Origin of the sequence: Paenibacillus sp. FSL W7-1088 (assembly GCF_037969855.1) — a bacterium.
Taxonomy (GTDB): Bacteria; Bacillota; Bacilli; order Paenibacillales; family Paenibacillaceae; genus Paenibacillus.
The window spans coordinates 1,682,898-1,701,065 of record NZ_CP150216.1 but is presented as its reverse complement, the minus strand read 5'-3'; the positions used below and the strand labels follow the sequence as shown (position 1 = coordinate 1,701,065).

The following is an 18,168-nucleotide window of genomic DNA, read 5'->3' as shown; positions in this document are numbered from 1 at the left end:
GTCCAGATCGGCCAGGAAGCACATTGATGCAGCAGAGACGTCATTGCTTGTTATTCCTCTCTTTCCACTCCTGCGCAGCTTGCAGGCTTTCCGTTATCGTGTCATACACCAGCCTGCCGATCACTGCACCCAAGACCGTAGCCGTCCCGGCATAACTGATGAGCGGTTTATTTACTCCATCCTGGCTTACCGCGAGTACGATGGCATCCGTTGTTGTTCCGGTTGCAGGCAGACCATTCTCTGAATCCATCACACCGAAATCAGCTAACGCAGCGGCTTTCGCCTCTACCGCAGTCTGAATGGCATTCACCATCGCTCCAGCAGTCATACACCCATTCATCCACAACATGATATTGATCGTACCGGGAGTATAGGTTGAAGACGAAACTTTCCCAATTTTCTGGGAAACCGTCCCATTGCTCATCTCATTCCCCGCAGCATCGAACACGGTTCTTGCAGAACCTGCCCGTGCAGCATTCGATACCCCTGCTGTAGTGCAGCAAAGCAATCCGAATTCATCACTTTCGTATTCCTGAATCGCTGTGTGCTCCAATCGAACCGCAGTCAGAAGACCGGCACATTGATCCTGCTGCTCCTGCCATTCACTCAACAGCTCGGCAATATCACGTGGTGGATCGTCACAGCGATAATGTCTGTCCACATAGGTGTTGAATATGCGATCTAGTTCAATCATGCCGCCCCCATACACGGCACTGGAAAGTGCTGTTACAACAGAGGGACTGGACGCTTTAATATGCCGCTCATGTGCGGAGATGTATAATCCAGGCCACACAGAAGATCTGTATTCGTTCTGTTCCTTTTGTACATGGGAGTAATAATTATAGAATGGCAGTGCCATCGCTTTGTCCCCCTGCCTCTAACCCGGTTGTCGGATTAGGCGTAATTACATTTCCTATTGTTTCCAGCAAACGTCCATTAGCCTCCGCGTCCTTGACCGCAAAACGTACATGTCGTTCCCCAAGTCCGGGATACATCGCGCAGCTTCGGATCAGTATTCCCCGTTCTCCGAGAGCAGCCTGCATGGATGACGCTGTCCACGGTTCTGGAAGAGCTGCCAATATAAAATTTGCTTCCCCTCGTGTAACCTCACACCCCAACGCTTCCAGACCTTCCGTTAATCTCTTTCGTTCGTGTGACACCAGTGCCAATGTCTCCTGTTCAAAATTTTCCCCACTGCGCAGACAGGCTTCTCCTGCGATCAGTGCAAGCCCGTTCACACTCCAGGTGACCTGTTTCTCTGTCATGGCGCGAATCAGTTCAGGACGCCCCATCGCGTAACCCAGACGCAGGCCTGGAATCGCATAAAACTTGGTCATCGAACGAATGATGATCACTTGCGGATACTCTTTCAAGCTGGGCGCAAGTGATTGCCGCTGTGATTCAGGAATAAAATCGATAAATGCCTCATCGACAACCAATATTGTGCCTGTTGTCTCTGCTTTACGAGCAAGCCGTTGCAGAACTTCGACCGGATACTGTACCCCATTGGGGTTGTTGGGCTGTCCAAGGAAAAGCAGGTCCACCCGCTCTATCAGCTTCTCAATATCTTCCGGTTCTGCTCGCCAGTCCAGTTCTTCCCGTCCTTGAACATGGTGGACTTCTGCTCCAAATTGTCTGGACAAAGCACTGTACTCTGAAAAACCGGGCTCTACCGTACCGACTCTGCGCGGCGCGAGTCCAATTAAGATTAGAGCCATATTTTCCGCCGCCCCATTGCCAACAGATATGTGATCCGGGGTTAAACCCAGCCGGTCACTAAGCAACATTTTGAACGCCCGATGGCCCGGATCAGGGTAACGAAGTACCGTATGTAATCCTTGTTTCAGAGACTCCAGCACTTCCCGAGGTGGACCCAGAGGATTAATATTTGCGCTAAAATCGAGGAAATCTGCAGGATTCCCTCCAAAACGTACAGCGGCCGTCTCCACATCACCGCCATGTCCAAAAACTTCAATTAAACCGGTCATCCTATCCGTCATCCTTTCTGCATGTCCTTTTTATTATGGATGTCGTGGCAGGCAGGGGTCAATCCTGATTTGGCTATTTAAGCCCTTTGCGGCTTCAATTTCTTTGTGTCCTTTCGACAATTCGTTTACAATAGAGAAGGAATTTCGATTCCGCAAAGCATCACTATATAAGGGATATACATCCCTCACATACATTAATGGAGGAATGACCATGCTGTTTGTTGATAACCAGGGCATTACAGATCCTTCTGTAAACCTCGCCATTGAGGAATACATTCTGAAGCATCTGCCGATGGATGACAGTTACTTGCTGTTTTACATCAACCGCCCGTCCATTATTATCGGAAAACACCAGAACACCATTGAAGAGATCAACATTGAGTATGTTCAGGATAACGGTGTGCAAGTCGTACGTCGTCTTTCGGGAGGCGGAGCCGTTTATCACGATCTGGGCAACCTCAATTTCAGTTTTATTACCAAGGATGACGGACAATCCTTCCATAACTTCCGCAAATTCACGCAACCTGTGGTGGAAGCCCTGCAAGAGCTTGGGGTCAATGCCGAACTGACGGGACGCAACGATCTGCAAGTCGGAGAGAAGAAAATTTCGGGCAATGCCCAATTCTCTACGCGTGGCCGCATGTTCAGTCACGGCACATTGATGTTTAATTTGAACCTCGAACACGTCCAGGCTTCACTCAACGTGAATCCGGAGAAGTTCAAATCCAAGAGCACCAAATCCGTACGCAGTCGTGTAGCGAATATTCGTGATCTAATCGACAGCAATTTGACCATTGAACAATTCCGGGACGAGCTGCTGCGTCACATTTTCCGCATGGAGCCACAAGATGTTCCTCAATATGAACTCACAGAGAAAGACTGGGACAAGATCAACGAAATCTCTGCTGAGCGTTATAACAATTGGGACTGGAACTACGGGCTTTCCCCGGAAAGCAATGTGAAGCATACACGTAAATTCCCTGTCGGCATCATCGATCTGCGCATGAATATCAAGGATGGACGGATTGAAGATATCAAAATCTTTGGTGATTTCTTCGGCGTAGGTGATGTAGCGGATATCGAAGATATGCTGCGTGGCAAGCGTTACGAGGAATCTGAGGTGCGTACTGCACTTGAGGGTCTGGATGTAAAACATTACTTCGGTAACCTGGAGCTGGAGGACTTTATTGGCCTCATCTTCCTGGAAGAGTAAGCAATTTAGATGTATATAGATGTTTTGAACTAACTATGATCACTGAAACGGAGAGGACAGAAAAAACCTGTAAAAGCGAAGCGTTCACCTTTATCACCGGATTTCCCCCTTATAAGAGGGATCAAAAAATCTGGGGATAACAGTGATTGGAAGGTTATTCTGTCATCGTAGTGCTTGTGTGAGTTTATTTAGTTCAATTAAATAGATACAGATAAAAAAGGAGAGAAACACAGATGACCTACAAATTAATCGCAATTGACATTGACGACACACTGATCAACGATAACAAGGAAGTAACGCCTGCAACACAGACTGCCCTGGAACAAGCGGTTGCTCATGGTGTCGTTGTAACACTGGCAACCGGACGTGCTTATGCTTCTGCCCAAGCACTCGCTCGTCAAACGAAGCTGAACGTGCCCATCATTACGTATCAAGGCGCTTTGGTGAAAAACTTGCTGGACGAAAAAGTACTCTACGAGCGCTACGTTCCACAGGACGCTTCCCGCAAATTGTACGACTACTGCCTGGAGCATAATCTGCATCTGCAAACGTACATTGACGACAAGCTGTATGCCCGTGAAGAAAACGACAAGCTGCGTGACTACGCTAAACTGAATGGTACTCAGTACCACATCGAACCAGATTTCATCAAAGTGATTGAGCAAAAAACACCGAAACTGCTCATCATTGATGAGCCAGATTACCTCGATGAGGTTGCCATTGCCCTGCGCGAACTGCTCGGACCTGAAGTACACATTACCAAGTCCAAGCCATACTTCCTTGAGATCATGCACCGCGAGGGAACGAAAGGCCATGCGCTCACCTTCCTGGCAGATCACTTCGGTCACCAATTGAGCGAATGCATTGCCATCGGGGATTCCTGGAATGACCATGAAATGCTGGAAGTCGCTGGTTTGGGTGTAGCGATGGGGAATGCGATCCCTGCTCTGAAAGAGCTGGCAGATTACATTACCGCGAGCAATAACGAAGACGGCGTGAAGCAGGTTATTGAGAAGTTTGTGCTGAACGCGGAGTAAGAATTTCAGCAAAGCATTTTACTTTTATACATGTATTATGGACAATACAAAAAAACAGCCCTGTCAGCGATAGCTCGCTGTGCAGGGCTGTTCTTTTAGCTTTGACTATGTATGTTCCTTCGCATACAGCTTACTTTCTTGTTCTCACCGGCATACATCTGGAATCGACAAACGCTCCTTCCTGTGGCTACAAACGCTGGAAAGAGGCACTGTGTTCTGCCCTACCGTTGGTTTCCGAACTGCTGTATCTTGCCATCACTCCAAGAAATACGAGTGGCTCGCTATTCTATCGGCCGCCCAATTAAAGCTTTCCGATATTCTTTGGCGAAAAGTCCAAACTCCAAATTTTCGTCTTCTCTTCTGCGATTTGCAGCTCGAATTTGGCCATCAGCTTGATTAATGCCTCATAGAATCGATCTTCACAACTAGGCTTGGTCGCACCGAAAGTTGAGTTAAGCACATTAATTCACCGTCTTAATCTCCAGGCCGTGACCGTGACATTTAAAGTTATAGTTGGGGTTTTTCATAACTTCTTCTTTCTGAAGTTCATACATGGCTAGTTTATAGTTTATTTCTTCCAAGTGTCTTTGACTTTCCTCCATTTTCTTCTGAACTTCCAATTTATGCTGCATCAACATTTCTTCTCTTTGCAAATAAGTGCTATTTCCCAATTCATACAATTCCTTGTAATCCTTGATTTTTGAAAGAGGCATCCCTGTCTCTTTGAGACAACGAATAAAAGAAATCCAATCTATTTGTTGTTGGTTATACACTCTACGACCTTTTTCGTCACGAGATATATTCGGCAATATCCCCTGCTCTTCATAAAATCGAAGTGTCTTTGCAGATACATTTAAATTCTCCACTACATATGTCATTGAATACAACATCTATTCGTCCCACCTTTAGTTACAGTTACTGTAACTAAATATATATCATAAAGAGAATGACAACACAACAATTCTGTATATAATCATATAAAAATAAGTCCTTTACTTAACGTAACAGTAACCAATTACACTGAAATAGAAAAGAAAATATGATAGCGAGGTTATAAGAAATGAATCAAAAATATAATAGGTTATTTGAATCCTTCACATTCAGAAGTGGAATAACAATGAAGAATAGAATGGTTATGGCACCTATGACAACCTGGTCAAGTAATGACGATCTTACCATTTCGGATGACGAAGTAAAGTATTACAAACAAAGAGTGAATGGAGTAGGACTCGTCATTACAGGGTGTACTCATGTCACACCGAATGGACAGGGTTTTACGAATGAATTCGCCGGATACAATGATGAATTTACTCCAAGTTTACGAAAACTAGCTGAAGCAGCCAAAAGTGGAGGCTCTCCTGCGATCCTACAGATTTTTCATGCTGGCAATAAAGCTTTGCCCGAATTGGATGCAGTTAGTGCGAGTGCATTGCAACCCGAAATTACTAATTTAGGTTCAACTCCAGAAACAAGAGAACTATCACATGAGGAGATTTTGTCGATTGTACGTGCTTTTGGAGATACAACAAGACGAGCGATTGAAGCCGGATTTGATGGCGTCGAAATTCATGGCGCACATGGATTTTTAATTCAGAATTTTTGGTCGCCAGCGACAAATCAACGGACGGACCAATGGGGAGGATCACTTGAAAATCGCTTGCGTTTTCCATTGGCGATTATTAACGAAATCAAAAATGTCATTGAAAAACATGCTGCAAAACCATTTATGATTGGTTTCCGCCTTTCCCCTGAAGAATCCCACAAAGTGGACGGATTACGTATGAAAGACACGTATGAATTAATTGATTTCCTTGTTGAACAGGATCTAGATTATATTCATGCTTCATTAGATAATGTTTCTTCAAAACCAGTAGATAGTCAAGATGAAAAAACACGGCTTGAATTAATTATTGAAAGAGCAAACGGTAAGGTACCTGTGATGGCTGCTGGTTCAATACTAACACCGGATGATGCTCTTCAAGCTGCGGAATTAGGATTGCCGCTAGTCGCCATTGGGCATGCGTTAATTATGGATCCTAACTGGGTTGAAAAGGTCGCAAATGGACGTGAAGCCGAGATAGATTCTGAATTGAACGTTTCGAAATTCGACCAGCTTACTATTCCAGAAAAACTTTGGAATGTAATTCAAGCAATGCCAGGTTGGTTTAATGTTAGTAAATAAAGAGTAGTCTTAAAGGCTACTCAGATTGATCAGAAACCCAGGTCTTGAATGAGACTTCGGGTTTCTGATCCTGATTTTAAGGTGCTCCATCTGTAGTTCGCTTGGTTAAAGAGAACTTGTTGGTTACTTGTCGAGAGACAAGAACCTGATCCGATTATCGATTAGACATGTATCTAACCAATTCTCCAACGACTATTTCATTGAGCTATACCAGCAAATAGCTTGTCAACATTTCCGGCAAAACAACTCGGGCCTGTAATATTTATTAATATGCATGGCATATAACCAATGAACTGGCTTATTCGAGCATGCTACCAATGCCACTTTATGAGGTTTTCCTTCAGCTCTTTTGCGTTCGTCCAGATCTTTCATTGAGTGTTGCGAGATCGGCTGAATGATGTAATAGAGATTCTAATATTACAGCAAATCAAGTTAAACGTTTATTTTATTAGTCGTCTGTGTCGCGTATGAATCAAAACCACTTGGTCACTAGCTTCGTGTCTTCATTTAATACTATTAAAATCAAGGAGTGGACCTTTTATGGCAACTGTACTGTACATTACTGCACATCCTATGAAAGAGGATACCTACAGTTTATCGGTCGGCAAACAGTTTATTGAAACCTACCGGGCGTTTAACCCTGAGGATGAAGTAATACATTTGGATCTATACCGCATGGATCTTCCGAGAATTGATGCTGATATTCTAAGCCATTGGGGACAACCACTAAGTGGACCAACTTTTGAAGCATTACACGAAGAGACCAAACAAAAAGCAGTACGGATGCGTGAGATACTGGAACAGTTCATGGATGCGGATAAAATTATTATAGTAAACCCTGTATGGAATTACTCTTTTCCTTCTGTACTGAAAGACTACATTGATGCAGTTACGATTATAGGTGGAACTATTAAGCGAGCAGACAATGGGCTCCGCGGTTTGTCCGGACTGATTGGAACTCAGCAAGGGAAAAAAGTAATGCACATTCAAGCTTCAGGAACAGTTCTTTCACACGGAACGTTTGAAAATGTTGAATACAGTCACAGTTATATCCATTCTGTTATGAAATTACAGGGGATTGACGACGTTCAGGCTATTTTTATTGAAGGGATCAGTGAGGGGCCAGATCAAGCAAAAAGAATTAAGGAGCAAGCAATTCGCAAAGCAATATTGGCAGCAGGAACATTTTAATTTTACAGTTAAATAAGGGAAATCAATACCTTAAAAGTTTTACAAAACAAATAACGCGTAAGCGTTTATTACAGCATTACTTTGGGTTATCCCGATCGACTTAGAACGAAAATGCTCAGTTGTTTTCCGGGGCATATAAATTGCCTGTATTTAATCGTCCTCTATATTGCTGGATCACTAGCAGAGAACCTGTCTTGGAGATTCGTATTTTGGCTGGTACCGCCTTTCATTGGTTTGGCTGTCCTGCTAACGCTTCCCGCTTTTCATTTTCTTTAATACCTATCTCATTCACACTCTTTACCTAGCCTGAACGAAAAAATCCCAGATTACGACATCTTGCGATGACGTAGCCTGAGATATTTAATAAAAGGATCGCAGAACCAATCCAGCCACGAGTCTCCGAAACAGCTTCAAAATAACGTCCCCACGTATAAGAGACCAGACTGCTACGGTTGGGATGTATATAACGATCGCAATATGAATAGCACCATACAGTATAATGCCTGCAAACAGTAATATCGCCCCAAGTCTCTGCCTGTTCAGTATGGTCTTCGCCCATTCCTGCGCTGAATTACGCTTCGCCTATTTTACCACAGGTTTGGATGCTTGAACCATCCGATTAGAACGACTTCTTTTACCAAGCCACCCCATCACCTTCTCATTCATCGCCAGTAAACCTGAAACGATCAGCGCAACGCCCAACCAGGTAATCCAGCTTACATGCTCATTGTAGAGAACCGCCCCAAGCCCAACCGCAATCGGAGGGGAAATGTATAACCAGGTCGCCGGGAATAACGGGTTGGTACGAGACATGATCCAGTAGAACAAGCTGTGCCCCACCATCGAACCAATGACCGTCAGATAGATCAGAGATGATATTGCGGGCATCCAATCCAGTCCAGTTGTGCTCCACGATTCCGTCACCGCCGAAAGCGCAGATAACAGCAACCCTCCGTACATCATTTGCACCGCATTGATTGCTACCGGATTAGCCTCCTTAAACTGATTAATGACTTTTTTGGAGTACAACGCGCCTGCCGAATAACAGACTTCACCCACCAATACCGCAATACAGCCCCATAGCCACAGGGAGTTACCACCAATCGATACACCCGGCAATACAACAAGGATAACCCCTGCAAAACCGATCAGGCAGCCCGCAATCATGCGTGCAGACGTTTTTTGACGCAACAACGCTGTCTGCATCACCATAATCATCAGTGGACCTGTTGCTGACAGAATTGCACCAACACCCGAGCTCACATATTGTTCAGCCCAATATAAGGTCGCAAAGGTCCCGAACGTCAATCCGGCCCCGGTCAAGAGCATCTCTTTACGCCATAATAAAGACAGGTTCACTTTCCCTTTCATCCACATCCATGCAAACATTAGAGCACCTGCAATGATAAAGCGCAGTCCGGCCGATAGAAAAGGCGGCATGCCTGCCTCCACGCCAATTTTAATCGCTAGAAACGTTGTTCCAAAAATAAGACACATTACGGTAAATGCTACTGCAACCATGCTAGCCCCTCCTTCATCTGTTCTCCATCATATAGCACTGTCTACAGAACAGAATGAATAAAACAGAACAGTTAGTTCCCTTTTGCTGTTACAATGGAGTTCAAAAGGAGCGTGAGCCGGGTGGGTAAAACCATGTTGATGACAGATAACAGCCTGAAACTATATGAGCAAGTGGTACATTATCTGGTTGTGCGGATCGAAGCCGGAGAGTGGAAAGAGCATGAGAAGCTGCCGTCCGTGCGGAGCCTGTCCGAGCTGCTCGGTGTACATCGCCTCACTGTTTTTAAGGCATATCAGGAATTAAAAGAACGGGGGAACGTTTACGTCAAGGATAAGTCCGGTTATTATGTCAGTCCTGCTGACCCTTCTCCCGTGACAGATCAGGCCGATGACCCGGCCGTGTCTGCCTGGCTGCATTGGGATTCACTTGCCCGCGTGCAATCCCTTGAGGCGGAATACCAATTTTCCAAATCATTGATTGACCCCGCCCTGCTGCCCAACCGCTATTGGGGAGAACTGATGCGGGATTTGCTAGATTTATATCCCCGTCTGCTTGGGACGTATTCCACGATTCAAGGAGATCTGGAGCTGCGTAGTGCCTTGGCAAGCCATCTGACGACGAGGGAACGTTTCTACATCTCGTCTGATGAAGTGCTGATCACTTCTGGTGCACAGCAGGCCATTGATGTGATCTCCCGCAGTCTCGTCAGACCCGGTGACCGTGTGCTCATGGAGAGGCCAACGTATGGCCCTGCGATGGAAATTTTCCGCAAACAGGGTGCCAAGTTGATTTTTACGGATATTCATCGTGATGGCTACGATCTGGAACAGATTGAACGCCTGATGAAGCAGGAAAAGCCAAGAGTATTTTATATGACGCCAACCTTCCAAAATCCTACGGGCATCAATATTCCGACCGAGCAGCGCAAACAACTGCCTGAACTGGCGGAACAGTACGGATGTTTCCTGGTGGAAGACGACAGCACCTATGATATCTATTTCAAGGAAAAACCTCCTGCGCCGATCTTCACATACGATACTACAGGGCATACACTCTATATTCGCAGCTATAGCAAATATGTCGTGCCGGGTCTGCGAATTGCCGCAATTATGTGCCGTCCCCGGTTTATGCCAGGATTACAGGCCGTAAAAGCACTGACAGATAACGGATCACCTCTGCTGAACCAGAAGCTGTTCCTCCGTTATTTCCAGTCCCCACGCATGCACCAGCACTTGTCCAAGCTGCGTACCGCCATTCAACTGCGGATGGAAGTAATGGAACAATGCCTTCAACAAACCAATTGGACATGGACTCGTCCTGAGGGTGGACTTAATATCTGGGCAGAGCTTCCGGAAGGTGTAGATACGGGGCGCTTGCTTCACCGATGCATGGAGCATTCCGTCGCTTTTGTGCCGGGAACGGTATTCGATCCTTCCGATGCGAATGCCAGTCGCAAGCTGCGTCTCTCCTTCTCCTATGCTCACGAGCAGCAAATCCGGGAAGGCATGAGCAGACTGATTGCGTTGGCTGAAAATACGTGATGATACGTTTGCAAAATCTGCATTTGCAGATTAACGACAGCTTGTCTGGCAGGTCACAAATTTTAAATCTTCTGTAACACAAAAAGTCGCCGTTTGGCGACTTTACTTTTTGGGCTGCTGTTCTGCTGTTCTCGACTGACAAAGTAAGTTAGAAAGTTTTTTTATTGAAATCCTTCTTCATTCATCCTATAGATCTTTCCTTGCAAACAGTCGGACCGTTACAAAATAGGAGACAATGAACAACAGAAGAATGCAAACTGAAACAAAAACATAAACCGAAGCACGACCCATTCCGTTCTCGCCTGCCATATACAGGAGCGAGGCGACAGGTTGCGCTAAAATAATAAGAACGATCATGAACACTGTATTAATTATTCCCGCTCCCTTTTTACTAAGGGCGTAAAAAAGAGGCATATAGATCGAAATTAAAACCAGCACCATTCCAATCGAAATCAGGATGTCCAGTACCGAAAAGTCGGGCTTGTTCAGTTCGGGGAAAAGATAGTTAACCAGCCAGTGAGCGCCTGACGAAGCGAAAACTCCAAAAAGCGTATAGAGAATGGCAGACAGATACTTCGCTTGCACAATGTTTCTGCGGCTAAGCGGGAGTGTGACAAGAAATTTATGATTATGGTTTTTGATATCAATCATAGTTGCAAGCATAATCGAACCGAAAGCAGTATAGATCCCAACAAAATACATCGACATTTCCACTGTCGGGATAAATGCGACACTGAATACAACAAAATAAAAAAGGATTGCCCATAGCGAGCTTTTCAAAGCGATATAATCTTTGCGAAGCAAGTTAAGCATGATGCCGTTCCCCCTTGGCCGTAAAATAGATAAGATCTTCAAGGGAAGGTCTATGTAAAAGAGCATAATTGCCAAATAATCGTTCTGCCTCCGCCCTGTTATTTGCCAAGCCTTCAAAACCAACCGCTGTCTCACGGATTCCGACGAATTGCCTTCTCGTGTCCGCATCAAGCAGCTTAATGTCCCCCTTTACTATTATGTACCTTTCAAGCACATCATCCTTTGCTTCATTAAACACAATCTTTCCTTTATTGATGAACGTAATATAATCTGCTATACGCTCCAAATCCGTCGTGATATGAGTCGAGAAAATAATAGATCGAGTTTCGTCCTGTATCATATCTGCAAGCAGGTCAAGCAGTTCTCTCCGAAACACAGGATCAAGCCCGGATGTCGGCTCATCCATGATGAGTAGCTCAGCATCGTGAGATAAAGCGATAGCCAGTGAAAATTTGATTTTCATGCCTTTGGACAGTTCTTGAATCTTCTTTTTGGGAGACAATTCGAATTGCTCCAGGTAGTTGTTAAATTGCTTCTCATCCCATTTCTTATAAAAAGGAGCAATCATACTTTTCATTTCACGGATCGTAAGATGCTCATAATAGAAACATTCATCTGAAACAATGCCAATGCGTTCTTTAACGTTAATTTCCTGAGCAGGCATTTCTTTTCCCAATGTTTTGATGCTCCCGGAGTCCGGACGAATCAAGCCGGTGATTAGACTGATCAGTGTGCTTTTCCCCGCCCCGTTCGGTCCGATAAGTCCGGTAATATAACCTTGTTTTATATCCAAAGTGATCTGATCCAGCTTGAATAAGGGGTACGTTTTGGATAGGTTGCGCAACTCAATTGCGTTCATCATGCTTCTTCCTCCTCTACTAGCAACGTAAAATGCTTAACTACATCTTGAACACTCATGCCCAGTTCCTTGCCCTCACGAAGGATATCGAGCATTTTCTCTTCGATTCGTTTCAGGCGCTGTTCCCGAATAAACTCCTGATTGGCCCCGGAAACAAAGGAGCCTTTGCCTACGACAGAATCAATCAGTTTCTCTTTCTCCAGTTCTTCATAGACACGTTTGGTAGTAATTACACTGACCTGCAGATCCTTTGCAAGTTGACGGATGGAGGGGAGACTCTCCCCTCCAACCAGTTCCCCGCTTAAAATGCTCTGTCTAATCTGGGTTAGAATCTGCATGTAGATGGGATCGCTTGATGCGTTTGATATTAGTATGTTCATGTTCTCTCACCTCACTGGTTTCAATCCAACCCATGTATAGTGTATATATATAATATATACACTATACATGGGTTGAGTCAATAATCATTCAATTTTTTTTCAATACAGATAAGACAGCAAAGTAGCCCGAAAAGTCGAATGACCTTCCGGGCTACTTTACTGTTCATTATTCTTGCTTTTCTTTTGTCGTGTTTTTTGGCATGTATGGTATCTTTTTTTCTTACGTACTGGATATTACCTTATCCACAAGACCATACTCGACGGCTTCCGCAGCGGTCAGAAAATAATCTCTGTCTGTATCCTTTTCAATCCGATCCATCGGCTGTCCCGTATGATCGGCAAGCAGCTTATTGAGGCGCTGACGATGCTGGATAATCCGGTTGGCATGAATCAGCATATCCGAGGCCTGCCCCCGTGTTCCGCCAAGCGGCTGGTGAATCATAATTTCACTGTTTGGCAGCGCCAGCCGTTTCCCTTTTGTTCCACCCACCAGCAGGATCGTACCGAAGCTGGCTGCCATGCCTGTGCAGATCGTGGAAATGTCAGGCTTCACGAATTGCATCGTGTCAAAGATGGAGAATCCGGCAGTCACGGAACCACCCGGACTGTTGATATACATCTGGATATCCTTCTCCGGGTCCTCTGCGGTCAGAAACAACAACTGGGCCACGATCGCATTCGCCATCTGATCCTCAATTTCTCCGGATACCATAATGATTCGATCTTTCAGCAAACGGGAATAAATATCATAGCTCCGCTCTCCGCGGGCTGTCTGTTCAACAACATAAGGTACCACGTTCATGCATTTTGCCTCCCCGGTTTACGCAACCATGGTAACCGTATATCCTCCCCCATACGACATGGAATTCGTACCGGAGCTTGAATAACTGTACATCACTGGCTGCATCGATTGAGACGGCAGAGTCTGCTGCAAAATCGTTCCCGCCACAGCCATCGGATCATCGGTCTGACTCAGGCATAGATCAATTAAACGGGCAGTATCACCGCTGCGGAACGCCAGCAAATAACTGCGCAGTTCCTCCCTATTTTGCGGATGCTCTTCCAATTGATTGGTCTGATCAGCATCCGCTTCATGCAGGCTGTGCCTCACTTTCGCCAGAGCAGTGCGGGCACGACTCAGGGCAGCTTTGACCGCCCCTTCCGTCGTATCCAACAGTTCAGCAGTCTCTACCGTCGTGTATCCCATTAAATCACGTAACATATATATCGCTCGCTGCCACGGTGGCAGTTCATCCACAAGGATTTGAACAGCGGACTCGACTTCCTCGAATCGCTCTTCTTCCTCAAATTCTTGCATAAATGGCTTCATGCTTTCCAGTTTGCTTGCCAAGTTCTCACGCTTCCGTATGGCGTCAATCCAGGTGTTGCGTGCAACACGGATGAGATAGGCTTCCCAGTTCATGTCCGCTGTCATTCCCGTTCTTCGGGCAGCTGAAGAGGATAATGCTTTAACACATGTATCCTGAACCAGATCCTCCGTCTCCCAGACCGAACCAGTTAATGACATACAGTAGGCGTACAACGAGCCCAGCAGGCTCGGAAGCGCAGCTTCAATCGTTTGCTCTAACGTATATCCGGTTTGAACACCGGAATGGTTATAGGGTTCAACCTGTTTATCATCATGTGGTCTGTTGATTCTGCAATCCACGGACTTCACAAAGGCCATGTTTGGGGCCCCCCTTTGTTGGTTCCTGATTGATCTTGCTTCAATTCACTTGCTGTAATGGCCTTACACTATGTAAACGAAGAACCTCCTGCAAAGGATACGCTCTTCTGAATTTATTTTTAACATGGCTGTCCTATTCTCCCAGCTTCACCTTCAGACCAGTAAGTGCCAGCGTAATCCCCTGATCCAGATCATAATTCTGGCGTACATCCACGTCGTGAGACATATGTGTAAAATAGGTCTGACCCGGCTTCAATTCCTGCAACAGCTCCTGCGCCTCAACCATATCGTACACCGAGCGTGTGGAGAATTCCGCAAGTTCATGAACAAAGCTCGTTCCGAGTACCAGCAGATCCAGCCCATATAGCGGCTGCTTCTCCGAAGCCTTCAGATCAATGGCATCCGAGCAATATGCCCAGGTATATCCTTCACGCTCCAATCGATACGCATACGAATAGCCATTATGACCGTGGCAAACTTTCCAGGAGTGCACCTTCCATCCACCGAGCTCGATATCCGCATCCGTTTCCAGAAAATTCATATGACGACCGAGCCATGGAAACTGACTTTGGATGGTCGCGATCACCTCCCGTGGTGCATACAACTGCCCTTTTACACCCAACCAGCGACACGCATCTGCCCATTCGGGCAAGCCTCCAATATGATCAAAATGCGCATGAGTGATCAGCAGCGTCTGCACCATCCGCATCCCTTGATCTTCCATCTGTGATCTCCAGTCCGGTCCGCAGTCAATCATGAAAGGTTCGTGCTCGCCATCACTATGAATCAAAACAGCAGCACGTTTGCGAAGGTTGATCCCCGTAATTCGGGCTTCTGTGCAAACGTCACAATCACAATACACCCGCGGAACACCCATCGCATCCCCTGTTCCCAGAAATGTTAGCTGATTCATTAGAAAAGTCCCCTCTCTATCCCTGAAGCAATGCATCCCAAATTCATGTTCCATCCGATTAATGATATGTAAATTGTAATCTCCCACCTCTGTTTTTGCAAAAAAAAAGACCATCACGCCGCAGTTAATCACTGCAAACGGGACAGTCTGTTGTTTCACTATACCAAAGCCCGCAGCTTCAACGTCAGCTCTTGGCCCTCAGGTACATGTTTGGATTCGGTAATCACCCAGTTTGATGCAAGGCGTTTGGCCAGTACATCTGCCTGCTCCGGTTTTAATATCAACCCGGTTACGATGCCTTCACCCACAGTGAAGTCTTTCTCCGGCTGTAATCCGAAGGACTTTTGCAAGTAGATTCCCAGACCACCACGAGTGTTAAAGGTAATCCGGTAGCCGTCTTTAACCGCACCTTCCAGATTCTCGCCATGCTCGTCCGCATAGGAGAAAAGATCATCATATCTGTAGTGCTCCTCAGACACGGCATCAAAAGCAGCCACATCTTTGGCTTGAATCGCTTCCAACAAAGCTGCATCTGACATGCCTTTGCTACGAGCCTGTTCCAGCCGAATCGCTGTATTTTGGGACAACTTAAACTCAGCGCTCATCCAACTCACACCTTCCTGCCACTATATATCATTAGTCCATTGAACTTCCTAATCCATTATATCCTGTCTCGATAGCCGGATACAAAGTGTCCTGGCGAAACTTCCATCCACTCCGGTTCTTCATCCCGTCCCCGAGCGGATGGATCGGTATCCCCACTGTAGATCGGCGGCATCACGTTCCGCACCGTTGGATCAGGTACAGGAATTGCTGCCAGCAATGCCTGGGTGTACGGATGTACCGGATTACGGTACAGTTCTTCTGTTGGTGCTACTTCTACCAGCTTACCGCGATACATCACACCGATTCGGTTGGAGATGTGGCGTACCATGGACAGATCATGGGCAATGAACAAATAGGTCAGTCCCAGCTCTGCCTGCAAATCTTCAAGCATATTGACCACCTGTGCCTGTACGGACACATCCAGGGCGGACAACGGCTCATCACACAAAATAAACTCCGGGTTCACCGATAATGCACGGGCAATACTGATCCGTTGACGCTGCCCTCCACTGAATTCATGTGGATAACGCTCCGCGTGCTCTGGCTTCAGGCCCACACGGTTCATCAGGTCAAGCGCTCGCCCCTTCATCTCTGCCTTGGAAGCATAATTATGAATTTCCATAGGCTCACTAATAATCTGCAGGACATTCATACCCGGATTCAGTGAAGAATAGGGGTCCTGAAAAATCGTCTGCATCCGTTTGCGAAATGGCTTCAACTGGCGTTCATTCATCTTCGCAACGTCCTGTCCACCAAACATAATGCTTCCGTCCGTCACATCATAAAGTCTTACGATGCTGCGTCCAGTCGTTGATTTGCCACAGCCGGATTCACCGACCAGTCCGAATGTTTCTCCCTTGTGAATATGAAAACTGACGTTGTCCACGGCTTTCACGACGTCTTTGCCTTTGCCAGCACCACGTACCGGAAAATGTTTTTTCAAGCCACGCACGTCCAGCAGCACTTCACGCTGATCGGTTCCTGTACTCATTGCTCCACCTCCTCTGATGATGCTCCTGTTTGTACTTGTTGTTGTTCCCGACCTTGATCGTCCAGCAACCAGCATAGCGCTCGATGACCGCGTGCAGTCTCGGTATACGCAGGCATCTGTTTGCATACTTCCATGGCGTGTGGGCAACGTTCCATAAACGGACATCCGGTTGGTGGATGAAGCAGATTGGGCGGTGTACCTTCAATGGTTGCCAGCCGCTGGCGTCCACCTTCCTCGCCGTGCTTCGGAATGGAGCGCAGCAATCCCTGAGTATACGGATGCTGCGGATGAGCGAAAATACGCTCCACTGGCCCCTCTTCCATAATGAGTCCACCATACATCACAATCACGCGGGTACAGACCTGAGCAACGACACCAAGGTCATGTGTAATCATCAGAATGGACGTCTGCGTAGACTCTTTCAGCTCCTGCATCAGCTGTAAAATCTGTGCCTGAATGGTTACATCCAGCGCTGTCGTCGGTTCATCCGCGATTAATAACTCCGGCTTGCAGGACAGAGCCATGGCGATCATTACCCGCTGTCTCATGCCTCCGCTGAACTCGTGTGGATATTGGTCGATCCGTTCTTCCGGAGAAGGAATGCCCACTTGCCGCAGCAACTCAATCGCTTCCTTGCGTGCAGCCGACTTGTCCATTTTCCGGTGACGACGAATGACCTCTGTCATCTGTTTACCTACACGAACGACTGGATTAAGTGATGTCATCGGGTCCTGGAAAATCATCGAGATGCGATTGCCCCGGATTTTGCGCAGCTCCTTGTCCGACTTGGTCAGCAGATCCTCTCCACGGAACAAAATCTGACCATCCGTAATCCGGCCCGGTGACTGGATCAGCCGAATCAGCGAACGGGCAGTTACACTTTTGCCACTGCCGGACTCGCCAACCAGCCCAACCACCTCGCCTTCTTTTAACGTAAAACTCACACCCCGGACGGACTGTACCTCACCTTCACGAGTTGCAAAGGACGTTTTCAGTTGTTTGACCGATAATAAATCTGTCATTGTATTCACCCCGCTGTGTAAGTTCAACCAAAGAATATTTACACTAGCCACTCCAAAGACAGAACAACCTTCCGATCGCTGTTATCCCCAGATTTTTTTTGATTCCCTTTTCGTAAGGGAAAATCCGGTGATAGCGTATGCTTCCGATGTAGCTTTCTTTCAGAAAGCTTTTAGGCGAACTCTTCGCTTCTTCAGGTTATTTCTGTCTTCTCCGTTCTCGTGT

The 18,168-nt window shown here is 46.4% G+C and carries 18 protein-coding genes; 5 read left to right on the top strand and 13 right to left on the bottom strand.

Annotated features, from left to right (window positions below):
• Positions 1-40: 40 nt before the first annotated feature.
• Both MKY42_RS07620 and cobD read right to left on the bottom strand, forming a co-directional pair.
• Positions 41-859 carry an adenosylcobinamide amidohydrolase gene (locus MKY42_RS07620; RefSeq protein ID WP_339850157.1) on the bottom strand — a complete coding sequence of 273 codons (819 nt, stop codon included), beginning with the start codon at positions 857-859 and terminating at the stop codon, positions 41-43.
• Positions 840-1,988, bottom strand: coding sequence for a threonine-phosphate decarboxylase CobD (gene cobD, locus MKY42_RS07615; RefSeq protein ID WP_256221925.1), 1,149 nt, complete (start codon positions 1,986-1,988; stop codon positions 840-842). The genes MKY42_RS07620 and cobD overlap by 20 nt, the downstream gene beginning before the upstream one ends.
• 211 nt (positions 1,989-2,199) lie before the next feature.
• On the opposite strand from cobD, the gene MKY42_RS07610 reads away from it, so the two are divergent.
• Both MKY42_RS07610 and MKY42_RS07605 read left to right on the top strand, forming a co-directional pair.
• Positions 2,200-3,201 (top strand): lipoate--protein ligase, encoded by a 1,002-nt coding sequence (locus tag MKY42_RS07610; protein ID WP_339850153.1) that lies wholly within the window; start codon positions 2,200-2,202, stop codon positions 3,199-3,201.
• Between the two features lie 233 nt (positions 3,202-3,434).
• Entirely contained in the window at positions 3,435-4,238 is an 804-nt protein-coding gene (locus MKY42_RS07605) for a Cof-type HAD-IIB family hydrolase (RefSeq protein WP_179265485.1), read from the top strand.
• Positions 4,239-4,699: 461 nt separating this feature from the next.
• On the opposite strand, the gene MKY42_RS07600 is transcribed toward MKY42_RS07605, so the two are convergent.
• Positions 4,700-5,128, bottom strand: coding sequence for a MerR family transcriptional regulator (locus MKY42_RS07600; protein ID WP_090894513.1), 429 nt, complete (start codon positions 5,126-5,128; stop codon positions 4,700-4,702).
• Positions 5,129-5,298: 170 nt separating this feature from the next.
• Between MKY42_RS07600 and MKY42_RS07595 the strand changes: the two genes are divergently transcribed.
• Together MKY42_RS07595 and MKY42_RS07590 are read left to right on the top strand one after the other, a co-directional pair.
• Positions 5,299-6,420, top strand: coding sequence for an NADH-dependent flavin oxidoreductase (locus MKY42_RS07595; RefSeq protein WP_339850149.1), 1,122 nt, complete (start codon positions 5,299-5,301; stop codon positions 6,418-6,420).
• A 540-nt stretch (positions 6,421-6,960) separates the two neighbouring features.
• Complete coding sequence (locus tag MKY42_RS07590; RefSeq protein WP_339850147.1) at positions 6,961-7,611, top strand: NAD(P)H-dependent oxidoreductase; 651 nt, start codon at positions 6,961-6,963, stop codon at positions 7,609-7,611.
• Between the two features lie 582 nt (positions 7,612-8,193).
• Here MKY42_RS07590 and MKY42_RS07585 read toward each other — a convergent pair.
• Positions 8,194-9,132: an EamA family transporter gene (locus tag MKY42_RS07585; RefSeq protein ID WP_339850145.1), complete on the bottom strand. Its 939-nt coding sequence runs from the start codon at positions 9,130-9,132 to the stop codon at positions 8,194-8,196.
• A gap of 132 nt (positions 9,133-9,264) precedes the next feature.
• On the opposite strand from MKY42_RS07585, the gene MKY42_RS07580 reads away from it, so the two are divergent.
• Positions 9,265-10,674: a PLP-dependent aminotransferase family protein gene (locus tag MKY42_RS07580; RefSeq protein WP_339850142.1), complete on the top strand. Its 1,410-nt coding sequence runs from the start codon at positions 9,265-9,267 to the stop codon at positions 10,672-10,674.
• Positions 10,675-10,860: 186 nt separating this feature from the next.
• Here the strand turns inward: MKY42_RS07580 and MKY42_RS07575 are convergent, their stop codons facing one another.
• The 9 genes from MKY42_RS07575 to MKY42_RS07535 form a co-directional block, all read right to left on the bottom strand.
• A complete protein-coding gene (locus MKY42_RS07575; RefSeq protein WP_339850140.1) occupies positions 10,861-11,487 on the bottom strand; it encodes an ABC-2 transporter permease in 627 nt (208 codons plus the stop codon).
• Positions 11,480-12,346: an ABC transporter ATP-binding protein gene (locus MKY42_RS07570; protein ID WP_339852784.1), complete on the bottom strand. Its 867-nt coding sequence runs from the start codon at positions 12,344-12,346 to the stop codon at positions 11,480-11,482. The genes MKY42_RS07575 and MKY42_RS07570 overlap by 8 nt, the downstream gene beginning before the upstream one ends.
• Positions 12,346-12,726, bottom strand: coding sequence for a GntR family transcriptional regulator (locus tag MKY42_RS07565; RefSeq protein ID WP_339850137.1), 381 nt, complete (start codon positions 12,724-12,726; stop codon positions 12,346-12,348). Before MKY42_RS07565 ends, MKY42_RS07570 begins: the two co-directional genes overlap by 1 nt.
• Positions 12,727-12,946: 220 nt before the next feature.
• A complete protein-coding gene (gene clpP / locus MKY42_RS07560; RefSeq protein WP_090894498.1) occupies positions 12,947-13,528 on the bottom strand; it encodes an ATP-dependent Clp endopeptidase proteolytic subunit ClpP in 582 nt (193 codons plus the stop codon).
• An 18-nt stretch (positions 13,529-13,546) separates the two neighbouring features.
• Positions 13,547-14,413 (bottom strand): RNA polymerase sigma factor, encoded by an 867-nt coding sequence (locus MKY42_RS07555; RefSeq protein ID WP_179265493.1) that lies wholly within the window; start codon positions 14,411-14,413, stop codon positions 13,547-13,549.
• Positions 14,414-14,546: 133 nt separating this feature from the next.
• On the bottom strand, positions 14,547-15,326 hold the full coding sequence (locus tag MKY42_RS07550) for an MBL fold metallo-hydrolase (protein WP_179265494.1): 780 nt from the start codon (positions 15,324-15,326) through the stop codon (positions 14,547-14,549).
• A 158-nt stretch (positions 15,327-15,484) separates the two neighbouring features.
• The gene (locus MKY42_RS07545) at positions 15,485-15,931 is read right to left on the bottom strand and encodes a hypothetical protein (protein WP_179265495.1); all 447 of its coding nucleotides are present in this window, start codon (positions 15,929-15,931) and stop codon (positions 15,485-15,487) included.
• A 56-nt stretch (positions 15,932-15,987) separates the two neighbouring features.
• Complete coding sequence (locus MKY42_RS07540) at positions 15,988-16,923, bottom strand: ABC transporter ATP-binding protein (protein ID WP_339850130.1); 936 nt, start codon at positions 16,921-16,923, stop codon at positions 15,988-15,990.
• The gene (locus MKY42_RS07535) at positions 16,920-17,945 is read right to left on the bottom strand and encodes an ABC transporter ATP-binding protein (protein WP_339850128.1); all 1,026 of its coding nucleotides are present in this window, start codon (positions 17,943-17,945) and stop codon (positions 16,920-16,922) included. The genes MKY42_RS07540 and MKY42_RS07535 overlap by 4 nt, the downstream gene beginning before the upstream one ends.
• Positions 17,946-18,168: the final 223 nt, after the last annotated feature.